The organism is Chryseobacterium artocarpi, from assembly GCF_001684975.1.
GTDB classification, from domain to species: domain Bacteria; phylum Bacteroidota; class Bacteroidia; order Flavobacteriales; family Weeksellaceae; genus Chryseobacterium; species Chryseobacterium artocarpi.
Map to the genome: position 1 here is coordinate 127,437 of NZ_MAYH01000034.1, position 19,743 is coordinate 147,179.

23 protein-coding genes are annotated in these 19,743 nt (G+C 34.1%); 9 read left to right on the forward strand and 14 right to left on the reverse strand.

The window, feature by feature from the left end:
• Window positions 1-184: 184 nt before the first annotated feature.
• Complete coding sequence (locus BBI01_RS12180) at window positions 185-2,551, forward strand: outer membrane beta-barrel family protein (protein WP_065394954.1); 2,367 nt, start codon at window positions 185-187, stop codon at window positions 2,549-2,551.
• A gap of 87 nt (window positions 2,552-2,638) precedes the next feature.
• Here BBI01_RS12180 and BBI01_RS12185 read toward each other — a convergent pair whose 3' ends face one another.
• Both BBI01_RS12185 and BBI01_RS23145 read right to left on the reverse strand, forming a co-directional pair.
• Complete coding sequence (locus BBI01_RS12185) at window positions 2,639-3,004, reverse strand: hypothetical protein (protein WP_065394955.1); 366 nt, start codon at window positions 3,002-3,004, stop codon at window positions 2,639-2,641.
• Window positions 3,004-3,138 (reverse strand): hypothetical protein, encoded by a 135-nt coding sequence (locus BBI01_RS23145; RefSeq protein ID WP_262487292.1) that lies wholly within the window; start codon window positions 3,136-3,138, stop codon window positions 3,004-3,006. The genes BBI01_RS12185 and BBI01_RS23145 overlap by 1 nt, the downstream gene beginning before the upstream one ends.
• A 100-nt stretch (window positions 3,139-3,238) precedes the next feature.
• Here BBI01_RS23145 and BBI01_RS12190 point away from each other — a divergent pair, with 100 nt between their 5' ends.
• From BBI01_RS12190 to BBI01_RS12210, 5 genes are all read left to right on the forward strand, one after another.
• Entirely contained in the window at window positions 3,239-3,859 is a 621-nt protein-coding gene (locus BBI01_RS12190) for a TetR/AcrR family transcriptional regulator (RefSeq protein WP_065394956.1), read from the forward strand.
• Entirely contained in the window at window positions 3,837-4,334 is a 498-nt protein-coding gene (locus tag BBI01_RS12195) for a GNAT family N-acetyltransferase (protein WP_083190096.1), read from the forward strand. Before BBI01_RS12190 ends, BBI01_RS12195 begins: the two co-directional genes overlap by 23 nt.
• 379 nt (window positions 4,335-4,713) lie before the next feature.
• Window positions 4,714-5,913, forward strand: a complete 1,200-nt coding sequence (gene tyrS, locus BBI01_RS12200; protein WP_065394957.1) for a tyrosine--tRNA ligase — start codon at window positions 4,714-4,716, stop codon at window positions 5,911-5,913.
• Between the two features lie 164 nt (window positions 5,914-6,077).
• Entirely contained in the window at window positions 6,078-6,626 is a 549-nt protein-coding gene (locus tag BBI01_RS12205; RefSeq protein WP_065394958.1) for a hypothetical protein, read from the forward strand.
• Window positions 6,627-6,649: 23 nt separating this feature from the next.
• Entirely contained in the window at window positions 6,650-7,099 is a 450-nt protein-coding gene (locus BBI01_RS12210; RefSeq protein ID WP_065394959.1) for a GNAT family N-acetyltransferase, read from the forward strand.
• A 151-nt stretch (window positions 7,100-7,250) separates the two neighbouring features.
• Here BBI01_RS12210 and BBI01_RS12215 read toward each other — a convergent pair whose 3' ends face one another.
• The 8 genes from BBI01_RS12215 to panD all read right to left on the reverse strand — a co-directional run bounded on the left by BBI01_RS12215 (window position 7,251) and on the right by panD (window position 14,670).
• Window positions 7,251-8,762 (reverse strand): helix-hairpin-helix domain-containing protein, encoded by a 1,512-nt coding sequence (locus tag BBI01_RS12215; RefSeq protein WP_065394960.1) that lies wholly within the window; start codon window positions 8,760-8,762, stop codon window positions 7,251-7,253.
• Window positions 8,763-8,767: 5 nt separating this feature from the next.
• Window positions 8,768-10,036, reverse strand: coding sequence for a PP2C family serine/threonine-protein phosphatase (locus tag BBI01_RS12220; RefSeq protein WP_083190097.1), 1,269 nt, complete (start codon window positions 10,034-10,036; stop codon window positions 8,768-8,770).
• A 12-nt stretch (window positions 10,037-10,048) separates the two neighbouring features.
• The gene (locus BBI01_RS12225) at window positions 10,049-11,092 is read right to left on the reverse strand and encodes a TerY-C metal binding domain-containing protein (RefSeq protein ID WP_065394961.1); all 1,044 of its coding nucleotides are present in this window, start codon (window positions 11,090-11,092) and stop codon (window positions 10,049-10,051) included.
• Between the two features lie 18 nt (window positions 11,093-11,110).
• Window positions 11,111-11,749 carry a vWA domain-containing protein gene (locus BBI01_RS12230; protein ID WP_065394962.1) on the reverse strand — a complete coding sequence of 213 codons (639 nt, stop codon included), beginning with the start codon at window positions 11,747-11,749 and terminating at the stop codon, window positions 11,111-11,113.
• A gap of 81 nt (window positions 11,750-11,830) precedes the next feature.
• Entirely contained in the window at window positions 11,831-12,511 is a 681-nt protein-coding gene (locus BBI01_RS12235) for a TerD family protein (RefSeq protein WP_065395405.1), read from the reverse strand.
• A 25-nt stretch (window positions 12,512-12,536) separates the two neighbouring features.
• Complete coding sequence (locus BBI01_RS12240; protein ID WP_065394963.1) at window positions 12,537-13,112, reverse strand: TerD family protein; 576 nt, start codon at window positions 13,110-13,112, stop codon at window positions 12,537-12,539.
• Between the two features lie 178 nt (window positions 13,113-13,290).
• Window positions 13,291-14,316, reverse strand: a complete 1,026-nt coding sequence (locus BBI01_RS12245; protein WP_065394964.1) for a lysylphosphatidylglycerol synthase transmembrane domain-containing protein — start codon at window positions 14,314-14,316, stop codon at window positions 13,291-13,293.
• Between the two features lie 3 nt (window positions 14,317-14,319).
• Window positions 14,320-14,670, reverse strand: a complete 351-nt coding sequence (gene panD / locus BBI01_RS12250; protein ID WP_029294648.1) for an aspartate 1-decarboxylase — start codon at window positions 14,668-14,670, stop codon at window positions 14,320-14,322.
• Between the two features lie 399 nt (window positions 14,671-15,069).
• Here panD and BBI01_RS12255 point away from each other — a divergent pair, with 399 nt between their 5' ends.
• Window positions 15,070-15,360: an HU family DNA-binding protein gene (locus tag BBI01_RS12255; RefSeq protein ID WP_047097388.1), complete on the forward strand. Its 291-nt coding sequence runs from the start codon at window positions 15,070-15,072 to the stop codon at window positions 15,358-15,360.
• A 283-nt stretch (window positions 15,361-15,643) separates the two neighbouring features.
• On the opposite strand, the gene pdxH is transcribed toward BBI01_RS12255, so the two are convergent.
• Window positions 15,644-16,285, reverse strand: coding sequence for a pyridoxamine 5'-phosphate oxidase (pdxH, locus tag BBI01_RS12260; RefSeq protein WP_065394965.1), 642 nt, complete (start codon window positions 16,283-16,285; stop codon window positions 15,644-15,646).
• Between the two features lie 24 nt (window positions 16,286-16,309).
• Between pdxH and BBI01_RS12265 the strand changes: the two genes are divergently transcribed.
• Both BBI01_RS12265 and BBI01_RS12270 read left to right on the forward strand, forming a co-directional pair.
• The gene (locus tag BBI01_RS12265; protein ID WP_065394966.1) at window positions 16,310-16,858 is read left to right on the forward strand and encodes a YqgE/AlgH family protein; all 549 of its coding nucleotides are present in this window, start codon (window positions 16,310-16,312) and stop codon (window positions 16,856-16,858) included.
• A gap of 102 nt (window positions 16,859-16,960) precedes the next feature.
• Window positions 16,961-17,542, forward strand: coding sequence for an N-acetylmuramoyl-L-alanine amidase family protein (locus BBI01_RS12270; protein WP_065394967.1), 582 nt, complete (start codon window positions 16,961-16,963; stop codon window positions 17,540-17,542).
• Window positions 17,543-17,625: 83 nt separating this feature from the next.
• Here BBI01_RS12270 and BBI01_RS12275 read toward each other — a convergent pair whose 3' ends face one another.
• From BBI01_RS12275 to BBI01_RS12285, 3 genes are all read right to left on the reverse strand, one after another.
• Window positions 17,626-18,441: an aminotransferase class IV gene (locus tag BBI01_RS12275; RefSeq protein WP_065394968.1), complete on the reverse strand. Its 816-nt coding sequence runs from the start codon at window positions 18,439-18,441 to the stop codon at window positions 17,626-17,628.
• A gap of 78 nt (window positions 18,442-18,519) precedes the next feature.
• On the reverse strand, window positions 18,520-18,906 hold the full coding sequence (locus BBI01_RS12280; RefSeq protein ID WP_065394969.1) for an START-like domain-containing protein: 387 nt from the start codon (window positions 18,904-18,906) through the stop codon (window positions 18,520-18,522).
• A gap of 216 nt (window positions 18,907-19,122) precedes the next feature.
• On the reverse strand, window positions 19,123-19,689 hold the full coding sequence (locus tag BBI01_RS12285) for a hypothetical protein (RefSeq protein ID WP_065394970.1): 567 nt from the start codon (window positions 19,687-19,689) through the stop codon (window positions 19,123-19,125).
• Window positions 19,690-19,743 lie beyond the last annotated feature (54 nt).

Here is a 19,743-nt window from a genome sequence, read left to right on the forward strand (position 1 = left end):
ACTTTCTTCATATTTCTGTTTATTTTTTCAACTTTTATTTTTCATTCAATTCCCTATAAATCAACATAAAAAAGAACTTTCAATGATTGTTCAAGGATGATTATGTTTTAAAATCGAATAAAAAAATTCACGGTTTGATGTAATACTCGCCATGTAAAAAATGTCTTGTATAAAAAAACTAACTATGAACCGGAGAATTATTCTTCTTTTAAGTCTTATTTCCACAACATTCGTTTTTGCACAAAGTGTAGAAGGAAATATTACGGACAAAGACAATAAGCCAGCAGTTGAAACTGAGGTAGTGATTACAAAAGATAATAATAAGTTTACAGCCATTACAGATGAAAAAGGAGCTTTCAGAATTCCTTTGAAAGAAAATGGAAATTATTTACTTGAAATTATAAAAGACGGAGTAAAAACCAATAGTGAAAAAATTGCGGTAAAGGGAAATGCCAGAAAGGATATTCAGATTAAAGAAGAGCCTGTAGTACAAAAGGTAGAAGGAGTAACAGTTACTGTAAAGAAAAAATTATTCGAGAGAAAAGTAGACCGATTGATCTTCAATGTTGAAAATTCTGTTGCTTCACAAGGGGTAGATGCTATTGAAGCTTTGTCTAAAACACCAATGGTAAAAACCAGTGATGAAGGGATAAGCATTGCCGGAAAAAGTAATGTAGCCGTTATGATCAATGATCGTCTCCTGAATCTTAACGGGCAGGAGCTTATCAATTATCTGAAAACACTCCGTTCTGATGATATTCTTAAAATTGAAGTAATCACTACTCCACCTGCGAAATATGATGCAGAAGGAAAAAGCGGGCTGATCAATATTATTCTTAAGAAAAATGCCAATCTTGGCTGGAATGGTTCTCTTCAAACTTCAGGAAATTATTATTGGGGAAAAACCACAGTCTCTACCAGAAGTGGCGCCAGCTTTAATTATCAGGGAGAAAAATTATCCCTAAGCACCAATTTATCTGCAGGAGATAATTACTGGCAATATTATAATGACAATTATCTGACAGGTACTACCAACAGCTATTATTGGAATAGAAACAGTGATAATTTAAATAATTATAAGTACAAAAGCGGAAATGTAAAGGCTGAATATAAGATCAATGACAAAAATCTTTTCGGGATCAATTATAATTATTCACACAGTAATCCTTGGGAACAAAGTAAAAATAAATCTTCAAGGTTCAATGAGAATGGTTTGGTAAATATTTTATCTGATTATAATTACAGGACAAGCAGAGATGTTCATAATGCAACAGCATTTTACGAAACGAAAATAGACAGTGCAGGTGGTAAGCTTAGCTTAGTTGCCAATATGATGCTCAATAATTCTGATGCAAGAAATTTCTCCAATACATTTACGTCAGATGAAAGTATTTATACCCTGTTAAATCCTATCAGTAAATACAGAATTTATTCCGGGCAGGCTGATCTTGAAAAAACTTTTGCTAAGATTAAAACGGAATCAGGATTAAAATACACGAAGATCAAAAATGATTCAGAGTTTAATTTCTTTGATGTCAATAATGGACAATATCATCTTATTCCTGAGAATACCAATACATTCTTTTATAGTGAAGAGAATTATGCTGCCTATTTCTCAACCAATTTTAAGATTAATGATAAATGGGATGCAAAAGCCGGACTTCGTTATGAATATACCACATTGGAAGGGGTTTCGATGAATGACAATACTTCTGCAAAGATCAAGTATGGCAAATTTTTCCCAACTGCTTATTTGAGTTATAAACCTAATGAAAACAATTCATTTTCTCTTAATTATTCCCGCAGAATCTCACGCCCTTACTTTGGGAACCTGAATCCTTTCAAATATCTGATTTCTAATTTTGAATACATAACCGGAAACCCTTATCTCCTGCCTTCATTTTCAGATAATTTTGAAATGGGATATGTGTTAAATAATAATCTTAATGTAACTCTATATTATAATTATAACAAGGATAACTGGGACAGAGTTCAGATGGTAGACGGGAATTACCGGTATACAGTTGCTAAAAACTTTTATAATGAAGACCAGGCAGGAATCAATGTAAGCTACAATTATAATAAACTGAAATGGCTGGAATCAAATGTTTTCTTAAATGGTTTTTATGCAAAATCAAAATCTTATGACCCTTCTATCATTTCAGCTTCTGCAGGATATAGCGCTAATATCAACATCGATAATAATTTCTTCCTTAATAAAGAAAAGACAGTAACCTTAATGCTTGGGCTATGGGGAAGCTTACCGAATAGAAACGGGAATACCTATTACTACAGCAATGCTTCATTGTATGCAGGAATGAAATTGAATATGATGGATAAAAAACTATTCTTAAACCTTTATCTAAATGATCTTCTGAATACAAATCGTGAAAAAGGAATAAAATACTACCCGACTTATAATGTAGATTATCAATTCAAAGGAATTACAAGAAATGTACATCTTTCTCTTACCTATAAATTTGGTAACAATAATGTGAAAGGCGCTACTAAACAAATGAAATTTGACGAATCCAAGAGAGCAGGCAGTTAATCATTAAAAAAACAGGATAGAAACTATAACCCCGATCGGCAGTACTTTCAATAAGGTACTGCTGATTTTTTATTATAATCATTTACTTCAATCTTTATTAACCTCGTGAAATGATTGAATTTTAAAAAAGTAGTAAAACATTCCACCTACAAAATACATCAATACATCTAAAATATCTCCCGTAAAAAGTTCTGATAGCTTAGGACATATTACTTCAAATAACAGAGAAAGATATAATACAGAAGTCAAAACAAATTTAAAATCAGGTTTCCATCGAAATCCCAACCAGTCATTCATAATATATTCTATCAGATAACAATACATAGGAACGGTAATGAAATCTGTGAAATGATTGTTGATAACAGGAATATAAATTCCATTCTTCCGCAATTGAATGATCAATAACCAGCCAACCAACCCCAACAAAAACCAATATGAAATTCTTTTTTTCATTACATATGCAATACAGCCATGATAAATCCAATAATTACCTGCAGAACTTTTGCCACGATATCCTGAATATCTGTTTCATTCTTCTTTGAACTACTTCCAGCATTCTCATAATCAAACTTTTGTTTTCCTTCCATTGTAATAAGATTTGACTAAGCAAAGATAATCAAATTAGAACATTTGTTCTAATTTAGGAAATATGATATAAATCCTATCTTATATTCTTATCTTTGAAGCATGGGCACAAAGGAAAAAATTTTAGCAAAGGCTCTGGAACTTTATAACGAAAAGGGCTACAACACTATTACCACAAGACATATTGCTGCTGAACTTTCAATCAGCCCCGGCAACCTTCACTATCATTTCAAACATTCTGAAGATATTATCAAAATCCTTTTTTCCGAGCTAATTGTGAAAATGGATGAACTGCTAAACGAAATGAAAAAAAATGAAAATAAAGTATTGAAGGACCTTTATGACTTCACGTTTTCAACCTGTGAAATATTTTATTCCTACCGTTTTATTTTTGTGAACTTCGTAGATATTTTAAATAATATTCCAGAGATAAAAGCTCAATATGAAGGGATTAATTTTAGTAGAAAAGAGGAATTTTATTTTATATTTTCAGGACTTCAGAAGAATAATATTTTCAGAGAAAATATCCCTGAATTTATTACAGACTGCCTTACAGAGCAGATTTTTATTATTGCTGACAACTGGCTCACTCATAACAGAATGATTTCAAAGTTTGAGAAGGAAAAAGCGATCCATCATTATACGTTGCTGCAGATGAATCTTTTCTATCCTTTTCTGAATGACGAACAACAAAAACTTTATGAACAACAATATATCCGATAATCACTCCATAAGTATCAGACAGGGAAATCCAGAAGATCTTCCGACAATACTTACCCTATTTAAGGATACCATTACTTTCGTTTGTAAAAAAGATTATAATACAAATCAGATTGAAGCATGGAAATCGGGAGCCGATAATCTTGAAAGATGGAAGAAAGTAATGAAAGAACAGCTTGTTTTAGTTGCCGAAATTGATCATAAAATTGTAGGCTTCTGTACTCTTGACCAGAAAAATTACATTGATTTATTATTTGTACATAAAGATCATCAAAATTTGGGAATAGCGTCTATACTCTATAACCTCATCGAAAAAGAAGCATTAGAACAGAAGAATTTACCCCTTACGGCAGACGTCAGCAAAACAGCAAAACCTTTTTTTGAACGAATGGGTTTTCATGTCCTTTCTGAGCAAACTGTGAATGTAAAAGGGGTTGACCTCATCAATTATAAAATGCAAAAGGATCTGCTCACATGATAAAAAACATATAAGATCATTTTAAGAGATTTGTGGCATAGAATTAGCTTAAAGAACGGTAAGTAAAATTGTTTTGAACCTTTATTTTAAACCATTAAGATTGGTAAATGGTTAAGTTTTTTTATAAAAACAAATCTTGTTATAACCACTACAAAATTTCTTAATGGTTTAAATATTGGATCTACAGGAAAATCCTGTTATATTTACCTCAATGAAACATTTAAACAGCATATTGCGTCTTCCATTCTTCAGTGAATATTACACCCCGAGTTATCGTTCGGGAAGACTTTCTATATCTGTAAACTAATTATATAATCAAACCTATATAGAGCCCGGACAGTATTGTTCGGGCTTTTTTTCGTTTAAAAAACATTTAAAAATGACTTCTATTTTACAAGAAAACGTAGCTATTATTCTGCCTGAAAATGGGCTGGAAGAAAAATTAAAACAGGCTGAAAGCGAAGGCAGAAAGCTTAGTATCAAACTGGGATTTGACCCTACTGCTCCCGACTTACATCTGGGACATGCTGTTGTTCTTAAAAAGCTGAAACAGTTTCAGGATCTTGGACACCAAATCATTATTGTTGTGGGAAGTTTTACGGCAAGAATCGGTGATCCTACAGGTAAAAATAAGGCAAGAAAACCTTTAAGTGCAGAAGATGTTCAGCATAATGCAGAAACTTATATCAATCAGTTATCCAAAATTATTGATGTCGAAAAAACAAAGATTGTTTTTAATTCTGATTGGCTGGATGCACTCCAATTCTCAGACGTTATCCAATTGTTATCAAAAGTAACAGTCGCACAACTGATGCACAGAAATGACTTCAACAAAAGATTTACGGAAAATACTCCTATCGCAATGCATGAATTGGTATACCCTATCCTCCAGGGATTTGATTCAGTAAAAATTGAATGTGATATTGAAATGGGGGGAACTGATCAGCTTTTCAACTGTACTATGGGAAGACAATTACAGGAAGTACATCAGATGCCGGCTCAGATTGTCATGTGCATGCCTCTTTTAAAAGGACTTGACGGAAAGGAAAAGATGAGCAAATCATTAAATAATATTATCGGACTGACTGATGAGCCTAATGAAATGTTCGGAAAAACGATGTCTATCCCTGATGCTTTGATTGATGAGTTTATCGACCTTACCACTGATTTCTCAATGGATGAGAAAAATAGTTTAAAATCGAAAATCGAAAGCGGTGAAAACCCAATGAACATCAAGAAACTGATTGCAAAAAACATTATTTGTCAATACCATAATGAAAATGCGGCTCAAGATGCAGAAGAGTTTTTTAATAATCAGTTTCAAAACAAAAATTTTGAGGAGAAAAGCTTTGATCCTGTATTGATCAATAATTTGAATCATACTCATAACAAAACGACAGTAATTGAGCTGTGTCACAAGTTAAAAAATGACATAAGCAAATCTGCTGTACGAAGACTTATCCAAAGCGGAGGAGTCCAGATAAATTCAGTTAAAATAACGGAACCTGATGAAGAAATTGAGCTTACAAAAAATATCAAAATAAAGATCGGGAAAAGAGGTTTTTTTGAGCTATTATAAAGGCTGGAAGATGGGGCTGGAAGTACTTTAATTAAATGTAATAGCTAGGGTATAGTCTTAAATTCCAGCTTCCATTATTCTTTTTTTAATTTCATTTTTTACCTCTTAATTAAATTTCCCTTAGTCCGATTAAATCAATATCTTCGTTTTATAAATAAAATGTAATGACGCAGGCTGAAATCCTTACCCTGATTGATGACGAACTGTTTCTTGATAATATTAAAACCGAATTGAGTGATCAAAAAATAATCTGGAAAGATCATTCTGGAACAGAAAATTCAATATTACCTCATCAGACAGCAATCAATAATGAAGGAGTTTTTGCATGGTGGCAGTGTAATGAGGCAGGAAAAGAACATGTTCATATCAGATTAAAGGAAAGAAATGTCATTACATGGAAACCTCCTGTTGATACATTGATAAAACCCATATTCCGGGACGGTCTTTTATATTTTCATAAAAATTATCTGATCATAAAGTATAAAGACAGACATTACCAAAGATTATTTATCTTTAATATCAAAACTTTAAAAGACGAAGAAATTATTCTGAATGCACTTACAATTCAGGTGAAAATAATTGATAATGATTTGTTTTTAGCAGGGCTTTACAGTGGTGAGGATTTCATAAAAATCACCATGCATCCGGATCATATTGAGAGAGAAACGATTGATGAAAATTATCTCAGACAAAGAAATATTATATTTGATTAGTTCTAAAAATTGAATTTAAAAGTATGAATACTTCCGTTACCTATAAAAAAGCTACAGAAAACGACATCGATTATCTTTTTGATCTCAGAACGAAGACTATGGTTCCACATTATGCGGAAGCAAATTTACCAACTGACCGGGAAACGACTCTTAAAAGGATTCTTTATCAATTCGAGAAGGGTAACATTATTTTCCTTAATGATGAGCCGATAGGATTGCTAAAAGTAGATAGAACGGAGACGCATATCGATATTTTACAGCTTCAGATTGATCCGAGCCAGCAAGGTAAAGGACTTGGGAAAATGATTCTTACCGATATTCTGAAAGAAGCTTCTGCTACAGGGAAAACCGCAACATTAAGTGTTTTAAAGGTGAATAAAGCCCAGCATCTTTATATGAGTCTTGGTTTTAAAACGGTACGTGAGGATGAACATTCTTATTTCATGGAGTTTTCTTCTGCTGGGAATAAATAATCTGTGAGAATAAAAATACATCAGATTTGAGTATAAGTTTTGGCTAAAGCCATTGGATAAAACAAATATTTCAAAGCGGGCTAAAGCCCACTCTATTGAATTCTAATATTTTTATTTCTAGTAAATATTATGGCATCCATCTCCATTCCAACTATTGATTTGCCATTGTCACATAGATCAGTCTTCCACCCTCTTCTGCGGATAGGAGTATTTTCTTTCCATCTGTAAGTTCTACCATAGATCCGGGAGGAATTTCCTTTTGTTCTGTAATATCCTTCATTCCTGATAAACTTTGATTGACCAACACCCATTTCCCCTGATGAAATGTAAAGTAGCCGACAGGCATTTTATCCTGCATCGTTAAATTTTCATTTCGGATCACTTTTCTGGAAACATGCCACTTGAATAAATACTGATTGTGATACACCATCAATCTATGATTCTCCGGTTTCCAAATCTCATCATCGAATTTAAAGTAAAGATCAAGTATCGGAAGTGTTCCCTTATGCGGAGTTCCACAGAAAGGGCATTTCGGATTGCTGGTATTGTCAAAAACATACCATTTTTCTGTACAATCTGTATTTTGGCAAGGTTGTATAAGATCTACTGTTTTCAGTAAAGCGGTTTCCCATTCATTTGCTGTTGGGCGTCTGATCGGATCATGTAATCCGTCTATGAATGTTTTTTTGAACAAATCTGAAATATAAGGACCTGTTATCGTATAAGGAATTTTTTGAGGATCGCCCCAAAAGGCATCCCATTTTCTGAGGTGATCAGCTTTTACATGGTTTGAAGAATCTGTCGGATGTTCTACAAACAGTGCTTTTTCTCCCATGGATAATATTTCATCCTTTTCAGCATCAAGATCCCATATTTTTCCGCCGCGAAGAGGATGACGTCTTAGCAGATACATATAGATCAGTACGGCAAGTGCATGTAAATCCGTTTTCTGATCTGGAAGATGTCTTTGAGGATCCTGAAGTTTCAGATGCTTGGTTTTTAACACTTCGGGAGCAATAAAATCAGCCGTTCCAATGACTTCAGGCGGGAATAATTTGGGAACAACAAGACCATCAATATCAATGATACATGCAGACTTTGTTACCGGATCTACCAGAATATTATTGTAAGATAAATCTGAATGCGCCAATCCCATCTGATGCAGTTTTTTCACCCCTCTGCTAATGTTTATCGCTATCTGAAAATAACTCAGCCAGTCTCCAAGCTCAGAACGGTCAAGTCTCAATGGATATTGCGGATTTCTGAACATTGGAGCTGTAAACCACTTTCCTACTTTATCTTCTCCCTGAATGGTATCTGAACCGATGTATCCTTTGGCAAAGAAAAACTTTTGATTATAAATAGGAACCACAATTCCTGTTAATCTGTTCTTTTCAACAATATCATAAGGCCAACGAAAAATATCATTGAGAAAATATTCTGAAGCATTCCCGTTTTGAAGATTTTGAAGATAAGTAGAAACGATTCTCATAATCCTCTCTTTTTGTCCTTCATCTAAAGGATTTCGGTAAAATGCAACAACATAATCTCTCTGAGGCGAAAAATAAACATCTTTCACTCCGCCCTGAATGGGTTTTTCGTCAACGTATTCATAGGATTTGGATGAATTCAGAACAGAAACAACCTTAATCGTGTTTTTCATAGTTATTAATAAATTATTGCCAAAGTACGGTCATCGTGGTTTCCTCTGCTCCAGAAGTCTGTCCATTGTAAAAGTTGTTGATCAATTCCGGTATCATTCATAAAGTTTACCTGAGCTTGATCTTCATTACCTCCGTTCAGATCTTTAAAAAAAGCGTTCCAGCTTTCTATATATTCTAACTTATTTTCTGTAAGAAATTTAGGGTCATAGATACCATCCGTCATCAGTACGAGATAAGAGAAGTCTTCTACACAGGTTATTGTGAAACGGGAAACAATCTGATCATTGAAAATTTCTTTCATGGTAATAAAGCGGGTTCCGCCACTGAATTCTCCTACATCCATTGAATTGAGAAGCTTTACTTCGGAAAAATCAGTGTTAATAATATTAATCGGGCAATCTCCTACACCAAAACTAAGTATCACATACCCAAAACTGAACTTTTTAACCAATGAAAAGATAAGAGTAGCATGAAAATCATTAATGGAAAGATTATTTTCTAAAGCGGTCTTCTCTAAAACATGATGTACTTGCAAAACGCCTTCATATAAACATCTTATAATATTTTGGTGTGCTTCATTCTGTTCTTGTGTAGAATGTTTTTTGGAATAAACAAGATGAATATTCTTTTCGATATCATGTAAAATCTCTTCGGAACTGAAAAAACTGTTTATTGAAGCTGTAACCAATTCTGAACCTGCTCTTGACATTACTGCAGAACCTGCCCCATCTGAAACGGAAACAATGTTCCATTCTGCCGGAAGTATATTTACAGCGAAATCATCCTCTCTGAATTTTCCTTCATGCGCGTGGGCACGACCTCTTTTGGAAGCTACCACAATTTTTTTATCTGAAAATGTTCCATAAAAGGAAGCTTCATCGTCTTTATAAAAATCAGCATTTTTATCAGTTGGAATATTTTTCCATAAATTTTTCGGATCGGTATTGATAAACAGCTGAACTCTTTTAATGTCAATATTATCTTGATCTTCTGTATGAAAGAATTCAATATCCAGATCATGAACGGTATTGGTTATCGGAGTTCCAAAAATTCTGCTATTCTCAAATACTAATCCAATTTCTTCAAGATTTCGAATGTTTTGAATTCTGATATTCGGAAATTCTGCCATCTTAACACTAAATTCATAGAACTTCCCTGAAGTAGCATTTTTCAGTACCCAGTGAGCATCTTTAAAATCTTCTTTTTCCTGATGAATAATGGATTTTCTCTTGGGATCTTTGTCTCCATCAAAGTAAAACAACGGTATTTTCATAAGTTTATATGATTATCCCAATGTTCTGTTGATATCGTATCCGCCTCCCGAATATCCATAATAATCGGAAGTACCACACCAAGGGCATTTATTATATCCTTCCCCCTGCAAACAGTGAATTCCGCCACATGAGCAGGTCGCTAATGCTATATAATTGGCACAATGAGGACAGGAAGCTCCTCCCTGCAATTCTTCAATTGAAATTTTAAGATTGCTTCTCTGAGGTGAAGAAAGCCTGTAATATGCTTTTTCATCAATTTTATAAGCACCCTCCATCTTGTAATATCGGGTAGACATTCCTGGAATACTAGATTCCCCGAAAGTTTTTTTAAACTTCATCAGATAAAGTTTATTCGTTTCTGAACATTTACCGTTCAGAACTACAAAATTATTATCCGGAAAACGCTGCTCCATCTGCGGATCAACTTTCTCAAGGATAACGGAATCTATCTTGGATAAATTAATTCCTTCTTTATGTGCTTCCGTTACACTTTGGCTGGTTGTCTTAATGGAATCTGTCACCCATTTGAAGAATTCTTTATAAGAGTTTTCATCGGTATTATTGAACAGCAATACGTTATCTGCTAACAATCCCAGAAGTTTATAATTTGTATTTTCTCCTATGGATACAGCAATAGTATTTGCTTTCCCATTATATTTATTATTCCACCTTTCTATAGCTTTCGTAGCATCATCAGTAGGAACTCCATCCGTAAAAAGGAAAACAATAGGTTTCCAGTCTCCTTTTCTGTCATACGTAGTTTTTATGATATCCTTATCTATGCAGTCCATAATTTTAATAAGTCCCTGAGATAAAGAGGTACCACTTCCAATCGGAATTTTCGGAGGATAAAAACTGATAATATCCTGAAGCGGTGTAATAACTTCTGCTTCTCCGGCAAAACCTACAACAGAAATATAAACCGTTTCTAATGAATACGGATCTTTTTTCAATTCCCTGATGATATTGGAAATTCCTTCCTGTACCTGCTCAATAGGTTCTCCTATCATAGATTCAGAGACATCAATCAAAAAGTAAATCGGCAGTCTTCTCATAGCTGTAAAGACAATTTTTTAGATAATAATATTAAGCTCCGATGGTGGCGGAGGCAATGTGATATTTTCCCCTGTGTTCTGAGATTGTCCTCCTTGTGTAATGGAAGAACTTACCCATCTGAAAAAGGAAGAAAGTGTAATAGCATCAGTGGTATCAAGCTTTACCACATGATCTGTCAGCTCTTTTAGAAACTGTTCATCTGCTTTAGGACCTGCAGCACAACCTACGATAGCTCCAAATTCTAAATCTTTAAGCACCGGAATCATCTGTCTGTATTTCTGAATATCAGAAGGTTTTCCATCCGTGAATATGAAGAGTAACGGCTGCCAGTCTCCTTTATTTTCTCCAGATCCCTTTACAAGATCTTTTTGTACAAGCTCTGAAACCATTTCCAAAGCAGCTCCTGTATGGGTAGGACCGCTATCCGGGCATGTAATTTCCATCGGATAGAAATTTTGCAGAGCAATTAAAGAAATTATATTTTTAACTTCTCTATCGAAAGTAATCACACTTAAATGAAGGCTGTCCATTGCCTGTGGATCTGCCCGCAGCATACTGATCAATCCATTGAATCCATTATTCAATGCCTGGATAGGTTCTCCGTTCATAGATCCGGAAGTATCCAATAAAAAATAGGCTAATAATCTTCTGGTCATAAGACAATATTAATTCTGAATCTGGCGGCGGAAGTCTTCGACTTCCGCCGCCAGATTGTATGTTAAATAGAAATTTAAAATCTAGTTTGAATATGAATATTGCTGTCTCAGAATATCGATGAAGTTATCTGTAGGAGAAGGCTCTCCCAGTGCACGGAACTTCCAGTCACCATTATGGCGGTATGCCTCAGCAAATACCATAGCACACATTCCGTTCATACTTGAATCTCCGGAAAGACTGTACTTTGTAATTTCTTTTCCTGTAGCGTCTACTGCGCGAATAAATGCATTTTCAATCATTCCGAAGTGCTGATTATTGCTTCTTCCCTGATAGATCGTTACAAGAAACACAATTTTTTGATAGCTTTCATCCAGCTGATCCAGCCTCACAATAATTTGCTCATCGTCACCATCTCCTGCTCCGGTTCTGTTGTCGCCTGTCAACCATACATTTCCGCTTGGATGCTGCATAGAATTAAAGAAAACCACATCACCCTGATAAAGCCCCATCTGTCTGCCATCATTTGTCTGAACCGTTCTTCCAAGATTGGCAACCTTTCCGTTACCATCTAAAAGGAATGCCACTGCATCCAGATCATATTCAGCTTCTTTACTGAACAGTTTTCCAAAGAAGCCACCGCTTCCCTGCTTTCTTACATCCCATCCTAAGCCGATCGTTACCTTTGAAAGGTCATAAACACTTTCCCCACGGTCGTTTTTTCTTAAATCTATCGTTTGACCTTTCTGTAAATTAATTGCCATAGCTATAGTTTTGTGTAATTGATAATTATTTGATGATTTGTCCTTTATAATATTTCTCAAGGAAAAAACCTAAATCTGCTCTGTAACCTATTCCTGAAGCCTCAAATTTCCAGCTCCCGTTTCTCTTATATAGTCTTCCAAATTCAACACCCGTTTCAATGGAGAAGTCTTCGTCCAGTTCATACTTTGCTATCTCTTGGTTTGTACTGTTATCAACCACTCTGATGTATGAATTTCTTACCTGTCCGAAATTCTGTCTTCTTCTCTCAAAATCCTCTATAGTTACCACAAAAAGAATTTCTTCTACTCTTGAATCCACTTTATCAAGATCGATAACGATTGCTTCATCATCATCCCCGTCACTATTCTTACCACTTGGGTCATCACCTGTATGAGTAAGAGCACCATCCGGAGAATTCAGATTATTATAAAAAACAAAATATTCCTCGCTTACTAATTTTCTGTCAGAATCAATCATGATTGCAGAAGCATCAAGATCAAAATCGTAGCCTGTCCCTTCATTAGGATCCCAACCAAGTCCTATCGTCATTTTTGTCAATCCGATCTCGATTTTCTGTCCTTTCTGTAGATTAATTGCCATAATATTTTATGTTATGAATTATTTTTTGCATTAAGATAGATTTGATTTACGAATTGACCAAATTTATTTATTAAAAATAATGGATATAAAGCAATTAAGTCTAATTTCTCAATTAAATAAAAGACAATAAAAAGGTTCAATTAAAAAATTGAACCTTATATATAATAAATATGTTTGATTATTTGATATCCTTATCAGAAACGGCAGCATTTCGTGCTTTTGCCAACATTGGAATAGAAATAAGTCCCATCACCAGCATAATCACAATCTGCAGCGGTAAAGAAATAAAGGAATAGGTAAGTCCCATTTCTCCTCCCAAGTCTGCACTTTTTCCTACGGAGATAAAAAGAGCCATAAAACCATACTTCATCGCAAGATTATAAGCTCCGATTCCTCCACTTGCCGGAATAATCATTCCCAGTGTTCCTACAACAATAATGAAAAAGCCGTCTGCAAAGGTAAATGCTGAGGTTTCAGGAAGTGCAAAACACACCAGATATGCCGCAAAATAATAAGAAATCCAGATTCCTAATGTGTAAAGTATAAACTTCCCTTTCTGTTTTAATTTAAAAATTGTTGTTAGTCCCTGGAAAATTCCGTCTATAAAATTGACAATCTTACCCAAAAAAGGCACATTCGCTAATCTCTTTTTAAAGACAAAAAATAAAACGGTACCTCCAATCAATATGGAAAGAACGAGTAATATTTTATTGGTATTAAAATTTACCCCCGAATTTTCATAAAATGAAAGGATTGCCTCATATTTGAATAATAAAGTCAATCCGAGAAATCCCAACATACAAATCAGATCCACTACTCTTTCAAGAATAATTGTTCCAAAAGATTTGTCTACCGGTACTTTTTCTACTCCATATAAAGCAGTAGCTCTTGCCAGTTCACCACTTCTCGGAATCGTCAGATTCATCAGGTATCCAAATGATATGGACCAAAGTGAATTGGAGTTTGATATCTGATGTCCCATTGGCTCCAGCATTAAATTCCAACGAATTGCTCTGAACCAATAAGCAAGAAGCCCAAATACAGCTGCAAATAATACCCAAATATAGTTTGCCTTAGCCAATGACTGCTGAATCACCTTAAAATCAAGACCTTTTAAGGCAAGCCATAAAAAAAAGCCTGCAAAAGCAAGCGATATTACTATTGTAAGTATTGATTTTAAAGGATTTTTTGATGTTTTCTCCATGAATTATGTAAGCAGGTTTGTTTTTTCATCCGGGAAAACGATTTTCGGCTGGAAGTCTTTTGCTTCTTCCGGTGTCATCTGCGCATAGGCAATAATGATGATGATATCATCCCTTTGTACCTTTCTTGCAGCAGGACCGTTCAGGCATACTTCTCCCGACTTTCTTTTTCCTTTGATAACATAGGTATCAAAACGCTCCCCATTATTCACATTCACGATATAGACCCTTTCTCCCACTACCAATCCGGCAGCTTCTATAAGATCTTCATCTATCGTTATACTTCCTATATAATTAAGGTCAGAGGCTGTTACTCTTACCCTATGGATCTTGGACTTGAAAACTTCTATTAACATGCTGCAAATTTATTAATAAAAATTAATAAATCAGACCTTTAGTATCATTAAAAAACTCCCACAAACACAGGCTATTAATTTTATAAAAGACAAAAAAAATTAATTTTAGATGCAGAATTATTAATTATATTCTTAAAAATATCAATACTTTATACTCAATTTAGGATTTAATAAATACAGGAAATAATATTAAGTTTTTGCTAAAGTCAATAAACATAAGCATTTGGCATGATTTTAGTAACCTGTAACGTAGATTTTTCGTAAAAAACCGAATTATCATATTTTAACTATTTTCACTAAAAAGTAAAAAAATTGTATAAGTTTTAATAAAAAAATTGCACAATTAGAAAATAGTATTATATTTGCTATAATTACGAACTAACTTTAATATTAAAAATTATGAACAAGTCTGAATTAATCGACGCAATCGCAAAAGATGCAGGTATCACTAAAGTTGCAGCAAAGGCTGCTTTAGAATCTTTCATTTCTAACGTAACTTCTACTTTAAAGAAAAAAGACGGAAAAGTTTCTTTAGTAGGTTTCGGTACTTTCTCAGTAGCTGAGAGAGCAGCTAGACAAGGTATTAACCCTGCAACTAAAAAACCAATCAAAATTGCTGCTAAAAAAGTTGCTAAATTCAAGGCTGGAGCTGATTTATCAAATGCAGTTTCTGGTGCTAAGAAAAAATAATCATTCAGATTACAAAAATTCAAGGGCTGTTTCTAGGAAGCAGCCTTTTTTGTGCCTTGTAATTACGGATAACAAATTGTGAATTCCTCAAAAAGAGATTTAAGACTATTTCATTAAAACCATCAATGGTAAATGAAGATGTTAAGATCATTAGGTTTTGGCTAAAGCCTTTTGATGGAAAAAAATAAGCGGGCTGAAGCCCGCTCCTATTGATACATATCATTCTTTATAAATTGATATCCTAACCTATTTTAAAAGCCGGATATTCTCTATCTTAGTTTCTCTATGGAGCCAATCGTGAAACTTTCCAATCGAGATCTTCTAACGTATAAATAATCCTGTCATGAAGGCGATTGGGACGCCCTTGCCAGAATTCAATCTCGTATGGTCTTGCGAGATAACCACCCCAATTTGCAGGTCTGGGAACTTCGCTGTTTTCATACTGCTTTTCAAGCTCTTTCAATTTCTCTTCCAGAAATTCTCTGTTTGGAATTTCCTGACTTTGTGGTGAAACTACAGCCCCTAGCTGGCTTCCCTTCGGTCTTGAATGAAAATAGCCATCACTCAAATTTTCTGCTACTTTTTCAAGATTCGCTTTGATGATAATCTGCCTTTCCAGATTAGGCCAGAAAAAATGCAGACATGCTTTATGATTGTTTTCTATTGCTCTTCCTTTTTTACTGTCGTAGTTGGTGTAGAAAATAAATCCTTCATGAGTATATGCTTTCAACAATACCATCCTTGTTCTCGGGCAACCATCTTCCTCTACTGTAGAAACAGCCATAGCATTAGCTTCAGAGACCTCCGGGCTCTCACTTGCATCCAAAAACCAATCTCTGAATTGTTCAATTGGATTTTGTTTTATCTCACTTTCAATAAGTTGGGATTTCTCGTACACTTTTCTTTTGTCGTGCAGGTTTTCCATAAATATTTTTTATTAAATTTGAGTATGAATCACTCATACAAAGGTAAAATATTAATCTCGACACCTGACATTTCCGGCGATATTTTTTCCAGATCGGTTGTATTGGTCATTGAACATAATGAAAGTGGTGCATTTGGTTTGATATTGAATAAGAAAAACAGCCAGATGAGTAGTAAGTTCAAGGATTTCTTTGATTTTAAAATTGAAGTATATGATGGAGGTCCTGTAGAAAATGATAAGGTATTTTTCATTGTAAAAGGAAAGAAGGTAACTGAAATCTATTCTGAGATTACTGATGAATATTATCTTACCGAAGATATTGAGCGTATCATTCATGCCGTATTGAATAATGAACTGGATATTCATAATGTAAAGATTTTTTCGGGATATTCAGGATGGTCTCCTAATCAATTGGATACTGAGGTTCAGAGAAAGATGTGGACGGTTGTAGATGTTTACAATCTGGATTATACTTTACCGAATGACCAGACTTTATGGAAATCCATAATGCAAAACCTTGGCGGTGAATTTTTACTCTGGGCAAATTCTCCTGAAGACATTTCATTGAATTAATAGTATACTTTCACAGAAATAAAACAATTAACAAATTTTAAGATTCTGTTAACCAATTTTAAAGAAAGTTTTTCCGTTCTTTGAAAAACCAAAATCACTGAAATGAAAGGTATTACATTACTTGCTTTATCAATCTTTTCGACTGCCTTTTTATCATTTGCACCTATTAACAAGAAGTATATTGTTATTGATGCCAGCCACGGCGGAAATGACCAGGGAGTTACCTATGGTGATTTTAAAGAGAAAAATATCACTCTAAATATTGCCAAAGAAATACAGAAAATTAATGGCAACCAAGGTGAATATGAAATCATTCTGACAAGAGATACGGATACTTTCCCTACTCTTTCTGAAAGAACAGCACAAATCAATAAGCTCAATCCTGAAATGGTTATTTCACTGCATGTGAATTCTTCTCCGCAAAAGGAAACGACTGATCAGGGAACTGAAATTTTCACTCAAAACTCTGAAGTATCAAGAAAGCTTGCTGAAAAAATTTCTAAAAAATTTAATGCCCGAAAGATTGAAGACAGAAATCTTCATATGCTAAGAGAAACCAAAGCTCCGGCTGTATTGGTAGAACTCGGATTTATGAATAATTCCGTGGACAGACAATATATCACGAGTGAAAGCGGGCAAAAAGAAATCGCACAAAAATTCGTTGAGATCATCAACGAGTACTAAATAAAAAAACAATTTCTGATTTATTCAGAATAAAACCCGGTAAAGGACTTCTGGAACTTTGTTGTTTACCGGGTTTGTCAATTTTATTGATTAAAACTCTTTTTCCAACCTTCTACCAATTCTGTGAATCGGGAAGTTTCAAAGGTCTTATTTCTTATTTTACCTACAGAAAATATGCCTTTCTCATCTGAAATCATTAAAATTTCTTCGGCTTTCTGAGATTCAAATGCAATAATCTCGTGTTCTTGGATATCTGCAAGCTTATTTTTATGTAAAAAAGTAACAAAATTCTCCATTAAAGGGGAAATGTAGGCTCCTTCGGTTTGTTTTGGAACTTTAATCACATCTCCTTCAAGAAATAAAAGATTACCTGAAGTGGTACGTGCAATTCTCTTATTTGGATTTAAAAGAATAACGTCATCAAGGTCGTTTTCCTGGGCATAAATACTTCCGTAAATATTTTCCGGGCAATGTACTCTAATATTGCTTAGCAGGTTATTATTGACATTAATTTCTTTGATCAAATCCAGCTCCAAAGGTCTTTCGTGAACAGCCAATAGATCATCCATTTCTGTTATTTCATAAAAATAGGAAACAGAAGATTTTGCCAGTGTCAATTCATTCTGGTTTCTAAATACCTGGAAATTGATAATTCCATTATTTATCCCCTTACCGTCTATTATTTCCTTTTGGAATAATGTCTGGAAAAACTCCAGTGTATAGGTTAAAGGAATATTCAGTCTCATCTTTCTCATGGAAGCCATCAGGAAGAAATAACATTCTTCATCCATGATCAATCCACCATTTCTCACAAAGAAAGAGACCTTTACTGCGTCGCCCCAAAGAAAGGCTCTATTTTTTACATTTAATGCGTCTGATGTAAAATATTGATTTTCCAATTTTTGATGTGATTTATTTATAAAAAAATAATGAACGATAAATCGTTCATCAGTTTTATCATTTAATACAGCCCTGCATTATGCAGCACCTAATTTTATTCTGAGATTCTCAATAAGATTTTCCCAATACATTGCGTTTTCATCTTCATCTCCTTCTTCACAGAAATCTGTAATATTCAGAGCTAGATCTTCTGTAATATCGTCTATTACGATAGTCATTTCAAAGAAATTCTTAGTTCCTTCGTCTTCTTCCCATCTGAAACGTACGAAACCTTCAGGCTTATATCTGATCAAAGTGGCCTTTTCAGCAGGACCTCCACCCCAGCTAAAAAAGAAATCATCGCCTTTCTCTGTAACCTCATCCGCAAACCATTCAGACAATCCCTCCGCAGTCGCCAGATATTCATATAAAATCTCTGATAAACAGTGCATTGGAAATTCGTAATGGACTTTATGTTTCGCCATATATCTTTGTTTTTATCGTCCCGCAATATATAAATTAATTTTTTTATTACACAAAATTGCAGTTACTTTTTTAAAGAATCTGCATGATATTTATCAGAGATCAAAAATCTCTATTATGTTAAGTATGAACCCTTAAAACCATCATGTATTGCATAAAAAAATCTCTCTGTAACAGGGAGATTTTATATAGAAGGCTATGACTAGGTTTTAGATCATTTAAAAATGAAAATTAAGTTCTACAAAACCAATTTTTCCAAATCCTGTTTCGCTCCAACCTGTTTTTTTATCTTTTTGGAATGTATCTTTATCTGTGATATAGATATATTTGTAATAAAACATAGGCTCTGTAGATATAGAGAAGTGTGGAGAAATAAAATACTGCACTCCTATAAATGCTCCTATCCCATTATCATATTGAGGTTTATTAATATTTTTATAATTAGAATATCTCATGAAGTAATCTGCTCCATAATAGAAATTCCAGTTTCGATATCTTTTCAAGTTTCTGTCTACTCCTAATTTTATAGCAAACTGAGTAAACCCACCTTCGCTATCGTCTTTTTTGAAGTCAAATCCGGTTCTGTAAGACCATTTTCCTTTTGGTGAATATCTGTAATTGATGATCATCGCATTATCATCCGAGGCAAAAATGGATTTAATAAATTTATTGATCCCAATTCCGATCTGATGCTGTGGAATGGTAAACAAAGTGTCTTTCTGAGCTTGTGCCATGCAAAGCACTGAGAAGAAAAAGAAGAAAAAAGCTGTTGTAATACGTTTCATAATAAAAAACATCTCAAAGACCGGTTTTGTCTTTGAGATGTGTATTTGGGTTGT

Bases quoted from the DNA above. Each gene is read 5' to 3' on its own strand.
- BBI01_RS12225 (WP_065394961.1), bottom strand. From the start codon at position 11,092: ATGAGAAGACTGCCGATTTACTTTTTGATTGATGTCTCTGAATCTATG.
- BBI01_RS12235 (WP_065395405.1), bottom strand. From the start codon at position 12,511: ATGGCAATTAATTTACAGAAAGGTCAAACGATAGATTTAAGAAAAAAC.
- BBI01_RS12280 (WP_065394969.1), bottom strand. From the start codon at position 18,906: ATGGCGAAACATAAAGTCCATTACGAATTTCCAATGCACTGTTTATCA.
- BBI01_RS12185 (WP_065394955.1), bottom strand. From the start codon at position 3,004: ATGAAAAAAAGAATTTCATATTGGTTTTTGTTGGGGTTGGTTGGCTGG.
- BBI01_RS12195 (WP_083190096.1), top strand. From the start codon at position 3,837: ATGAACAACAATATATCCGATAATCACTCCATAAGTATCAGACAGGGA.
- BBI01_RS12220 (WP_083190097.1), bottom strand. From the start codon at position 10,036: ATGAAAATACCGTTGTTTTACTTTGATGGAGACAAAGATCCCAAGAGA.
- BBI01_RS12210 (WP_065394959.1), top strand. From the start codon at position 6,650: ATGAATACTTCCGTTACCTATAAAAAAGCTACAGAAAACGACATCGAT.
- BBI01_RS12215 (WP_065394960.1), bottom strand. From the start codon at position 8,762: ATGAAAAACACGATTAAGGTTGTTTCTGTTCTGAATTCATCCAAATCC.
- BBI01_RS12255 (WP_047097388.1), top strand. From the start codon at position 15,070: ATGAACAAGTCTGAATTAATCGACGCAATCGCAAAAGATGCAGGTATC.
- BBI01_RS12270 (WP_065394967.1), top strand. From the start codon at position 16,961: ATGAAAGGTATTACATTACTTGCTTTATCAATCTTTTCGACTGCCTTT.
- BBI01_RS12285 (WP_065394970.1), bottom strand. From the start codon at position 19,689: ATGAAACGTATTACAACAGCTTTTTTCTTCTTTTTCTTCTCAGTGCTT.
- BBI01_RS12265 (WP_065394966.1), top strand. From the start codon at position 16,310: ATGAATCACTCATACAAAGGTAAAATATTAATCTCGACACCTGACATT.
- BBI01_RS12205 (WP_065394958.1), top strand. From the start codon at position 6,078: ATGACGCAGGCTGAAATCCTTACCCTGATTGATGACGAACTGTTTCTT.
- tyrS (WP_065394957.1), top strand. From the start codon at position 4,714: ATGACTTCTATTTTACAAGAAAACGTAGCTATTATTCTGCCTGAAAAT.
- BBI01_RS12230 (WP_065394962.1), bottom strand. From the start codon at position 11,749: ATGACCAGAAGATTATTAGCCTATTTTTTATTGGATACTTCCGGATCT.
- BBI01_RS12190 (WP_065394956.1), top strand. From the start codon at position 3,239: ATGGGCACAAAGGAAAAAATTTTAGCAAAGGCTCTGGAACTTTATAAC.
- BBI01_RS12240 (WP_065394963.1), bottom strand. From the start codon at position 13,112: ATGGCAATTAATCTACAGAAAGGACAGAAAATCGAGATCGGATTGACA.
- BBI01_RS23145 (WP_262487292.1), bottom strand. From the start codon at position 3,138: ATGGAAGGAAAACAAAAGTTTGATTATGAGAATGCTGGAAGTAGTTCA.
- BBI01_RS12180 (WP_065394954.1), top strand. From the start codon at position 185: ATGAACCGGAGAATTATTCTTCTTTTAAGTCTTATTTCCACAACATTC.
- BBI01_RS12245 (WP_065394964.1), bottom strand. From the start codon at position 14,316: ATGGAGAAAACATCAAAAAATCCTTTAAAATCAATACTTACAATAGTA.
- panD (WP_029294648.1), bottom strand. From the start codon at position 14,670: ATGTTAATAGAAGTTTTCAAGTCCAAGATCCATAGGGTAAGAGTAACA.
- pdxH (WP_065394965.1), bottom strand. From the start codon at position 16,285: ATGGAAAACCTGCACGACAAAAGAAAAGTGTACGAGAAATCCCAACTT.